The sequence below is a fragment of the Oleiphilus sp. HI0080 genome (assembly GCF_001635135.1).
The window spans coordinates 1-9,379 of the sequence record NZ_LWFU01000413.1 but is presented as its reverse complement, the minus strand read 5'-3'; the positions used below and the strand labels follow the sequence as shown (position 1 = coordinate 9,379).

The window sequence follows — 9,379 nt, the reverse complement described above, 5'->3', positions numbered from 1 at the left end:
GATCAAACATGACCGACTGAAAGCGCGCGTAAGGGCACATATAGAGACAGACCTGTTCGCGCAACCAGCCTGCGTTTAAATAAGTCGCTACAGTAAAGAAGCCGATCCAGAAGTAGGCCCAACCGTTCGCCGCAAGACCGAATAAATCTGGAACTAGCTCGCGTATAGGGTAAAAGTAACCGACAAACGTCAGCCCCGTTGCGAATGCAACAAACAGCCAAAGAAAATGCTTTAAAGCCTTCTTACTAACTTTACTAATGTCGTTGCTAGCTTTATCCAACTTAATTCGTTGATTTCGGCTGCCTTCGACTTTCTCCTCAATCCACATGAAAATAAAAGTCCAGGCCGTTTGAGGGCAGGTGTAACCACACCAGACGCGCCCGAACAGGGTGGTGATGAAAAACAGCCCATAGGCGCAAATAATGAGTGCTACCGCCAAAAGGAAAAAGTCTTGAGGCCAAAAGGTAATTCCATATAGGTGGAATTTACGTGCCGGTAGATCAAAGTGAACAATCTGCTGCCCATTAACGGATATCCAGCAGATTGAGAAATACATGATCATAAGGGCCCACAGGGAATATCGTCTGATGCCCTGAAAGAGTCCTTTGATTTTCTTAACGTATATTTTTTTTCGAGATGCGTAGAGCTCAACGGTTTTGGTCACGCCGTCTTGAGCAGCGTTGCTGCTGTATGTCTCTAAGTCTTGAGCGCCTGGTTCAATCTGTTTAACCGGGATTTTTTCCGACATAACTACTCGCGTCTCTTGATGTTTAGCCCAAGCTGATTTGCAGGGCTGGAGGAAAGGCCCTCTCTGTTGAAAGGGCCTCGATCTCTATCTTAGTTCTGAGAAAGGCTTTTTACATACGCTGTAAGTAAGTGAATTTTCTCTTCGCCAAGTCGCTCTAACTGAGCAGGCATCACACCCGCACGTCCATATAGAAGCGTGTGAGAAATGCGCTTAGGCGTGCTGCCATACAACCAAACGTTATCGGTTAGGTTTGGAGCGCCGAGGGCTTGATTACCTTTAGCGTCAGCACCATGACACGCTGCACATGCTGTTTGGTACATTGCTGCACCGCGCTCAGCCGCCTCAGAATTGTCACTGCGGTCACTGAATGACAACAGGTAATGAACCATGTCATCAACTTGAGCATTGGTCATCGCTGGATTCAAGCCTTTAGCTGGCATATTGCCCATTCGACCATTCACCAAAGTGGCTTTGATTGCTTCTTCAGTACCGCCGTACAACCAATCATCATCGGTCAAGTTGGGAAAACCAATCGCGCCGCGACCAGCAGAGCCATGACAAACCGCACAGTTGTTTGCGAAGAGACGTTGACCAACTTTCATCGCCTCTGCATCTTGAACCAATTCATCAATAGGCGTCGCAGCATACGCTTCAAAAATAGGACCGTATTTTTCTTCTGCCGTTTGTACTTCGTTCTCCCACTGACCGACTTGTGTCCAGCCTAGCAGGCCTTTGTAATTGCCAAGGCCGGGGTAGAGTGCATAGTAGGCAAGACCAAATACACAGGTGGCGACGAACATGTACATCCACCACTTAGGTAATGGGTTGTCATATTCTTCGATGCCATCGAAGGTATGGCCCATTGTTTTTTCCGTTTCAGTGTCGGATGTCTGGCTCTTACGTGTCACGTAAATAAGCCAAAGGCTACCGAATATGCTTCCCAGACTGATAATGGAAACCCAAAAACTCCAGAAACTAGTCATGATTCTCTCTCTCTTTTTCGCTTAGCGTGCGCTCTGCAATGTCGTCGTCATCAAAGGGCAGGTTGGCTGCATCTTCAAAGTCTTTTTTCTTTGCGCTGCTGAAAGCCCACCAACAAATGCCGATGAAAACAATCATGACCAAGATGGTCGACATGCCGCGTAGCGTATTTATATCCATGGTTGCTCTTATTTGTTACCGATCAAGGTGCCAAGGTTCTGAAGATAGGCGACCAATGCTTCAATCTCAGTCTTGCCTTTCACTGCGTCTGCTGCGCCAGCTATATCTTCATCTGTGTATGGAACGCCTACTTTACGAAGAGCTTCCAACTTCAATGGAGTTGTTTTGTGGTCAATCTTTGCAGTGAACAGCCAAGGATATGACGGCATCTTAGACTCTGGAACAACATTGCGCGGATTGTACATGTGCGCTCTGTGCCAATCGTCGCTGTAACGACCGCCTACACGAGCCAGATCAGGCCCTGTTCTCTTTGATCCCCAAAGGAAAGGGTGATCGTAAACGAACTCTCCAGCCACCGAGTAATGACCATATCGCTCGGTCTCTGCTCTAAATGGACGGATCATCTGTGTATGACATGTGTTACAGCCTTCACGGATATAAATGTCTCGGCCTTCTAGCTGAAGAGCAGTATATGGCTCAAGGCCATCTACCGGTGTCTTCATATCCTTGTGGAAGAATAGAGGGACAACTTCTACTAAGAAGCCGAAACTGATAGCCACGATGATCAAAGGGATCATCAGGCCAAGGTTCTTTTCAATTAACTCATGTTGCTTCATCGTTTATCTCCCTTAAGCAGTCGCAGGCATTGAATCGAGCGCTTTGGCGTCTTTCTGTTTGATTGTTAACCAAACATTCAGTGCCATGATAAGCATGCCGACTAGGAAAATAACGCCACCGATCAAGCGCACAAGGTAACCATTGTGGCTCGCCTCAAGTGACTCTACGAAGCTGTAAGTTAGGGTGCCATCGGTGTTGACCGCGCGCCACATCAAGCCTTGCATAATACCGTTTACCCACATTGCTGCGATGTACAGAACGGTGCCAGCCGTTGCTAACCAGAAGTGGATGTTTATGAGCGATGTGCTGAACATCGCCTTTACGCCAAACAGCTTGGGAATTAGGTGGTAGATTGCACCGATAGAAATCATCGCAACCCAGCCTAAAGCGCCTGAGTGCACGTGGCCGATAGTCCAGTCAGTATTGTGTGAAAGTGCATTGACAGTCTTGATAGACATCATCGGGCCTTCAAACGTAGACATTCCGTAGAACGACAGCGAAACGACCAAGAAGCGAAGGATAGGGTCCGTGCGGAGTTTGTCCCATGCACCGGACAGGGTCATCATACCGTTGATCATACCACCCCAAGATGGTGCAAGAAGTACCAATGACATGACCATGCCCGCCGTTTGAGCCCAATCTGGAAGTGCACTGTAGTGAAGGTGGTGAGCACCCGCCCAAACATAAAGTGAAATAAGTGCCCAGAAGTGAACGATAGATAGACGGTAAGAGTAAACCGGACGTTCTGCTTGCTTTGGTACGAAGTAGTACATCATTCCTAAGAAGCCTGCAGTAAGGAAGAAGCCTACTGCATTATGGCCGTACCACCACTGCATCATTGCATCAACAGTGCCGGAATAGATTGAGTAGGACTTCATGGCTGTTACTGGAACAGCCAGGTTGTTACCAATATGGAGGACCGCAACCGTTAAGATGAAGCCACCGTAGAACCAGTTGGCTACATAGATGTGCTTGGTTTTACGTTTCATGATCGTGCCGAAGAACAAGACAGCGTAACCAACCCAGACCAAGGTGATTAAGATGTCGATTGGCCATTCTAATTCGGCATATTCTTTAGAGCTTGTGAAGCCCATTGGAAGAGTGATTGCTGCTGCAACGATAACTGCTTGCCAACCCCAGAACACAAAAGCTGCCAAGCTATCAGAGATCAAGCGAGCTTGACATGTACGCTGCACCACATAAAAGGACGTAGCAAAAAGCGCCGATCCGCCGAATGCAAAAATTACGGCATTGGTGTGCAGTGGACGAATACGACCAAAGCTCAGGTATTGGTTGTCAAAGTTTAGTTCGGGCCAAACTAGCTGTGCGGCTATAAATACACCCGCAGCCATGCCGACAATTCCCCACACCACCGTCATAACGGCGAATTGTCGTACAACTTTGTAGTTGTAAGTTACTGGGTTGATCTCGTTGCTCATTATTGAAGATCCATTTAGTTACGTTTTTCGAGGCTCGCTTTAATGAAAATCAAAGCATTTCGGAACCGGTCTGAAGCCAGTTATCTCATTATTGTCGTGCTAGTCCAAGCTTTACACCCAGACGGCGCGAAGAATACTGAGGGCGTTTGTCAAAATCAACCAAATCTAGGGTTAAATTGATCTTGCTCAAGAGTTTAGTTCAACTCTGTACAAAAACTAATCAAAGGGGGCGTAAAAAGGTTTTCAGCGCACATTCTAGCGCGCTGAAACACTGCTGGAACAGCAGCTTTTTATTTAGTGAGGGGAGTCTAATACTGTAACGGATTCGTCTTTTTCGAGCATTAGGGTCAGCTTGGACATGAGCTCTTTTCGCTCCTGTGACTGACACCAGTTATCCCAATCCAGTCGACTGCGCCATTTACACAAAACAATTCGGTGCCTCGGATTGTCAAGGTCGCACAACGACTCGCCTGAAATGAATCCTGGGGCGCGCACAGATGCAGAAAGTATCTCTAGTGCTGCGGTTTCATAATTTTTTTCTAGAGTTTCGGCAATGCGCCGCTCGATAATGACTCGAATCATACTTACTTCCGTATAGCTAACAGTTAAAATAATCACTGTTAATCATAGCGTAGATACTCGAATATGGAATTCAATCAAGAACTTGATGCAACAGGTCTGCTTTGCCCAGAGCCCGTCATGATGCTGCATGAAAAAATGCCCGATATGGAATCTGGAGAAATACTAAAAGTGTTGGCGACAGACCCGTCTACAACCCGAGACATCCCGCAATTTTGTCGCTTTCTGGGGCATACATTGTTAGCTCAAGAAGAAGAAGGCGATCTTTTCGTTTACTTTATTCAGCGCGTTTAATCATCACCAGGTTGCCCTTGTCACTAGGAGTCGCCTGGATGGGCAAGGGCATATTTCATTTCGACTTTACATTGATGATGCCTGCAATAATGATGCAGCTTGACCCGAGAAAGATCGCCAACGTAATTACTTCCCCCCAAAATGCCCACCCTATGGCTGCGGTAAAGATGATTGAAGTATACGTATATTGTCCGACCTTGCCCGCCGCTGCGCGTTTGTAGGCAAATGTCACTAAAAGTTGGCCTATGGTTGCAACGATCGCCAGCATCGATAAAAGAAGCCACTGTTCCAAGTTTGGTTGCGTCCAGGTGTTTGCAGCAAAAGGCAGCGAAGCCAAGCTTGCGAACAAACCAAAGTAAAAAACGGTACGCAACGCCGGTTCAGTCCCGCCCATCCTTCTTATCGTCACTTTTGCAAGACCCGCTAAGCACGCACCAATTAAGCCGATGCCGACCAAGCTAAGCTCGTTAAAACGCTGTTCTAGTTCACCCTGCATCTTGGGTTCGCTAATGATGGCTACGCCGACAAAACCCAGCAAGATTGAAAACCATGTAGTTGCAGAGCTTTTTTCTTTGAGCCATACCATTGCAATCAAGGGGATGAAAAACGGTGTGCAGAGTTTAAGTAGAATCGCTTCAGTAAAATGCATGCGACCTAGAACGTAAAAAAAACAGCTCATCGCCGCAACACCGATTGTTCCTCGAAGCAAATGAAGATGCATTTGATTGCTCTTAAATCCGACAGGGCCAAACTTGTGGAGAATCATCGGTACAATAATGACAAGAGCAAGACTGTTTCTAAAAAATACAATCGTTTCAGTGCTGAGGTCGGTGCTCATGTATTTGATGAGTGCGCCCATGATGGCGAAACACATTTCGCCCGCGATGATGGCGACGATCGGAAGTGCCTGTTGTTGTGTCATCGAGTGTGTCTATCGCCTTGCCAGCGCAGCTTGCAAGCGCTCGATGAAAGCGACTTTTGATATTTCACCAACAATACGAAGATCTTTGATCTCTTCCTTTTGCGCATTAAAGAGCAGATAAGAAGGGGGGCCGAATAATGCCATATCTTCCAGAAGTCGGATGTTTTCGTCACTATTTTCGGTGACATCAACCTTAATGAGGTGAAATTGACTCAACAAACTCTGCACATCTGTTTGAACGAATACTTCTCGCTCCATGATGATGCAGCTAATACACCAGTCGGCATAAATGTCGACGAACGCTTTTTGTCCGCGTTCCTTTGCGACATTCAGTGCGTTGTCTAGTTCTTCGAGACTATACACTTTTTGGAAATCCAGTTGGCTGGTTGATTGGTTTGCGCCGTTTTGGGTTCCTGTTTTTAGGTTTTGAAGGGGATTGAAGGGGTCGCTTGCGCCAGTGAACGCGCCGACGAGCCAAATAGCTGCGATTAGAAATATCGATAATGCAATGCTTTTAGTTAGCTTTTGGGGTACCGAGTTAGCGGCTTCAAATGCCCCCATAAACACGGCGACAAATAGCGCCAAAAATGCCCATAGCGCCAAGCTGTAGGGGCCTGGAATGATTCGTCCAAGTAACCATACGGCGACGCTTAAAAGCAAAACGCCAAACAAAAATTTGCTTGCGTTCATCCAGCCTCCGGCTTTCGGCAAGAAGCGAGCACCACCCACCGCAACCACAATTAAAGGCAGGCCCATACCGATGCCAAGACTAAGTAGCGAGGCAAAACCTAAAAGGGCGTCTCCACTCGCACTGATATAAAGCAGCGCGCCGGCAAGCGGAGCGGAAACACACGGTGATACCAAAAGAGCGGAAAGCGCACCAATGATGAAGACACTGAAAAGCGTGCCGCCGGAATAGCGATTGCTTGTATTTTGCAGTTTGTCTCTGAGAAAGGCTGGGAGCTGAATATCGTAAAGTCCGAACATAGCGCAGGCTAATACGACAAATATAAACGCAAAAAAGATGAGCACGCTTGGGCTTTGCATTGCGGCTTGCAGATTCGCACCGGCCCCGAGTGAGCCTACTGCAAGTCCAAGTCCTGCATATGTTAGGGCCATGCCGAGTACATACGAAATCGCCAGAACAAGATTTTTGGCAGTGCTTTGGTTGGCGCCATCAGGTCCTGCAACAATGGATGTAATAATCGGTATCATGGGAAGCACGCAGGGAGTAAATGTCAGCCCTAGCCCAAGAACAAAGAAAATGCCGACAAGTGCTGCGAAAGAGCTGTTCTGCATGAAAGCGAAGATAGATGATGCATCTTCAGAGTCGAGGCTCGTTTTGGGTAATGTGCTTGTTGCTTTGTTTGATGGTTCGTCGCTATCGTCTGCCTCAGCTGAGTCTGTATGGGGAGCGGCTTTTTCTGATGAGCCCGAGAGCGGAGTGTTGGCATCGGCTGGAGGTATAAAAAGAATCGTTTTTGTTTCAGGCGGATAACATAGCCCAGCCGTCGCACAGCCCTGGTATTTGACCGTGATTTCTGTATCGCTAGCTCCTGAGTTTACAGTGATCGGTAGATCAACGACGAGCTCCTTGTAGACTACGCGAGTGATCCCAAAGTAAGGGTCTTCCTCTTCAATCCCAAGGTCAGAAAAGATGGGTTTCCCGAGCGTTGCGTTGTCATCGCTGGAACTTAGCTTGATTTTACTTTGATAGAGATAGTAGCCGTCTGCGATTTGCCAATTTAACCTAAGGCCGCTTGATGTTATTTCACTATCGAAAATAAAAGCCTGATCAACGCTTAAAAATGCCGAATCTTGCTTTACCGAGCTGGCGAAGTCGAAAGCATGTGCAGTTGGGAATGCACTCACAAGTGCCCAGAATGCGACAGCCAGAAAACTGAAGCGTTCAGTGATGGCCGCTATTAAGTATGCAAGTGGTGAAATGGTTTTGCGGGCAATCAACGTATAGATCCTTGGTTGTGATTAATGGTGATGCGCTTTCATTCACAGAATACTGGCGTTCAACGCTGACGTTGAGATTGCTGATTCGGGAAAAGGTTCCATTTGGCGTAGTTTATTTCGAGTTTCAGTTAGTGTCTCTGCAATACTGCTCAATTCAAGTATCATACCGCGCTTTAAAGGTGTGTGTGCGAACATTAAGAAACCGTCAAATATGTTAGAACGAGTTTTGGCCGAAGAGTTGGCCGAGGTTTTCAATCAGTGTTTTGAGCAGTCTGAAAAGACTGTTCTTTGTATCGGTGCAAGCGAACCCTTCTTCGTGCCAAACAATGTCGCAACCCAGTTTACTTGTGGTAAGAGTATTGATGCGCACGCCTTGAGTCGCGTTTTTTCAAGAGAGGACTACCCTGCGAGTGTTCTCCATGAGGCGGCGCACTGGTGTATTGCGGGTAACCGGAGGCGGAGGCTTCTCGATTATGGTTATTGGTATGAGCCTGACGGGCGAGACGCCTCAAAGCAATCTGAGTTTGAGAGGGTAGAAGTAAAGCCTCAGGCTCTGGAGAGGATAATGAGCAAGGCGGCCGGCATGCCGTTTAGGTTGTCTGCGGATAATGCGAGCGATCCTTCGTGCAAACCTAGTGAACGCTTTATTGAATCTGTGCAGCGGCAAACAATGGCTTACTTGGAAGGTGGCTTGCCGTCTCGAGCACTGCAGTTTGTCCAGGCCCTAGACGAGCGGTTTACAGGAAGCCGGAGCTATGCAAAATTATGCAGTTATGTCGCGAGTGATCTGTTATAGTATGGCTCGCAAATTCTCATGCATTCGGCGCGATAGCTTGCATATCATGGTCAGCCTTTTTCCAGATGATGGAGCTCGTGCGTAAGACTTGTCAGAACTCTATTTTGTAGGCGTTAAAGTAATGTTTCGTGGCCTTTTTAAGTCAAAAAAACAATCCGATCAGACGGTAAAGTCTCGTACTTCCGAGCAATCTGCTCATTCCCAGAAATCAAAGAAAAGTCCAAAGGCGCCCAAGAGCTCAAGTCAGGGTGCGACCGCTAACACGAAGGCGACAAAAGGTCGCACGCAGCCAGCCTCATCCAAGGCAGCAAAATCGGCTCCGAACAAAAAAGCATGGACAGTAGCAGAATACAAAGTAGAGCCTGCAGAAGGAAAGACGCGCTTTCATGATCTTGGGCTGGAAGATGGTTTGTTGCATGCGATTGCCGATTTGCAGTACCAGTACTGCAGTGAGATTCAAGCTGCATCATTACCTTATACTCTGCAAGGCCATGATTTCATTGGAAAAGCGCAGACCGGTACGGGCAAAACTGCCGCATTTTTGATTACCATTATTAATGATTTTATGTTGCGGCCGGTTCCAGCTGAAGACCGTTTTTCGAGTGAACCGCGCGCATTGATTTTGGCGCCAACGCGAGAGCTTGCTCTACAGATTGAAAAGGACGCGCGTGCTTTGACGAAATATGCGGGCCTTTCGATCTACTCTGTACTTGGCGGTATCGACTATCAGAAGCAGCGCGAGTATGTGCGCAATAATGTGATCGATATTTTGGTGGCAACGCCAGGTCGCCTTATTGATTTCTTGAATAGCGGCGACCTTTATCTCGATCAAGTGGATACGCTCGTCATTGATGAAG

Annotated in this window: 11 protein-coding genes; 3 read left to right on the top strand and 8 right to left on the bottom strand. The window is 47.4% G+C overall.

Going from position 1 to position 9,379, the window contains the following annotated elements; genetic code table 11:
* The 6 genes from A3751_RS07655 to A3751_RS07630 all read right to left on the bottom strand — a co-directional run.
* The coding region (locus tag A3751_RS07655; protein WP_156492322.1) for a 4Fe-4S binding protein at positions 1-748 on the bottom strand (748 nt) is incomplete at its 3' end.
* 89 nt (positions 749-837) lie between these two features.
* Complete coding sequence (gene ccoP, locus A3751_RS07650) at positions 838-1,731, bottom strand: cytochrome-c oxidase, cbb3-type subunit III (protein ID WP_068453972.1); 894 nt, start codon at positions 1,729-1,731, stop codon at positions 838-840.
* Positions 1,724-1,909, bottom strand: a complete 186-nt coding sequence (locus A3751_RS07645) for a cbb3-type cytochrome c oxidase subunit 3 (protein ID WP_068453970.1) — start codon at positions 1,907-1,909, stop codon at positions 1,724-1,726. Before A3751_RS07645 ends, ccoP begins: the two co-directional genes overlap by 8 nt.
* Before the next feature lie 8 nt (positions 1,910-1,917).
* Entirely contained in the window at positions 1,918-2,526 is a 609-nt protein-coding gene (gene ccoO, locus A3751_RS07640; RefSeq protein ID WP_068453968.1) for a cytochrome-c oxidase, cbb3-type subunit II, read from the bottom strand.
* Between the two features lie 12 nt (positions 2,527-2,538).
* A complete protein-coding gene (gene ccoN / locus A3751_RS07635) occupies positions 2,539-3,966 on the bottom strand; it encodes a cytochrome-c oxidase, cbb3-type subunit I (protein WP_068453964.1) in 1,428 nt (475 codons plus the stop codon).
* Between the two features lie 294 nt (positions 3,967-4,260).
* On the bottom strand, positions 4,261-4,548 hold the full coding sequence (locus A3751_RS07630; RefSeq protein WP_068453976.1) for an antibiotic biosynthesis monooxygenase: 288 nt from the start codon (positions 4,546-4,548) through the stop codon (positions 4,261-4,263).
* A 63-nt stretch (positions 4,549-4,611) separates the two neighbouring features.
* Here A3751_RS07630 and tusA point away from each other — a divergent pair, with 63 nt between their 5' ends.
* A complete protein-coding gene (gene tusA / locus A3751_RS07625) occupies positions 4,612-4,839 on the top strand; it encodes a sulfurtransferase TusA (protein ID WP_068451712.1) in 228 nt (75 codons plus the stop codon).
* Between the two features lie 55 nt (positions 4,840-4,894).
* On the opposite strand, the gene A3751_RS07620 is transcribed toward tusA, so the two are convergent.
* The gene (locus A3751_RS07620) at positions 4,895-5,761 is read right to left on the bottom strand and encodes a DMT family transporter (RefSeq protein ID WP_068453962.1); all 867 of its coding nucleotides are present in this window, start codon (positions 5,759-5,761) and stop codon (positions 4,895-4,897) included.
* A gap of 9 nt (positions 5,762-5,770) precedes the next feature.
* A complete protein-coding gene (gene dsbD, locus A3751_RS07615) occupies positions 5,771-7,726 on the bottom strand; it encodes a protein-disulfide reductase DsbD (protein WP_197466225.1) in 1,956 nt (651 codons plus the stop codon).
* A gap of 211 nt (positions 7,727-7,937) precedes the next feature.
* Between dsbD and A3751_RS07610 the strand changes: the two genes are divergently transcribed.
* Together A3751_RS07610 and A3751_RS07605 are read left to right on the top strand one after the other, a co-directional pair.
* Positions 7,938-8,522 (top strand): elongation factor P hydroxylase, encoded by a 585-nt coding sequence (locus A3751_RS07610; RefSeq protein WP_068453960.1) that lies wholly within the window; start codon positions 7,938-7,940, stop codon positions 8,520-8,522.
* 121 nt (positions 8,523-8,643) lie between these two features.
* Positions 8,644-9,379 (top strand): DEAD/DEAH box helicase (locus tag A3751_RS07605; protein WP_156492321.1); only part of this gene is annotated, 736 nt, incomplete at its 3' end.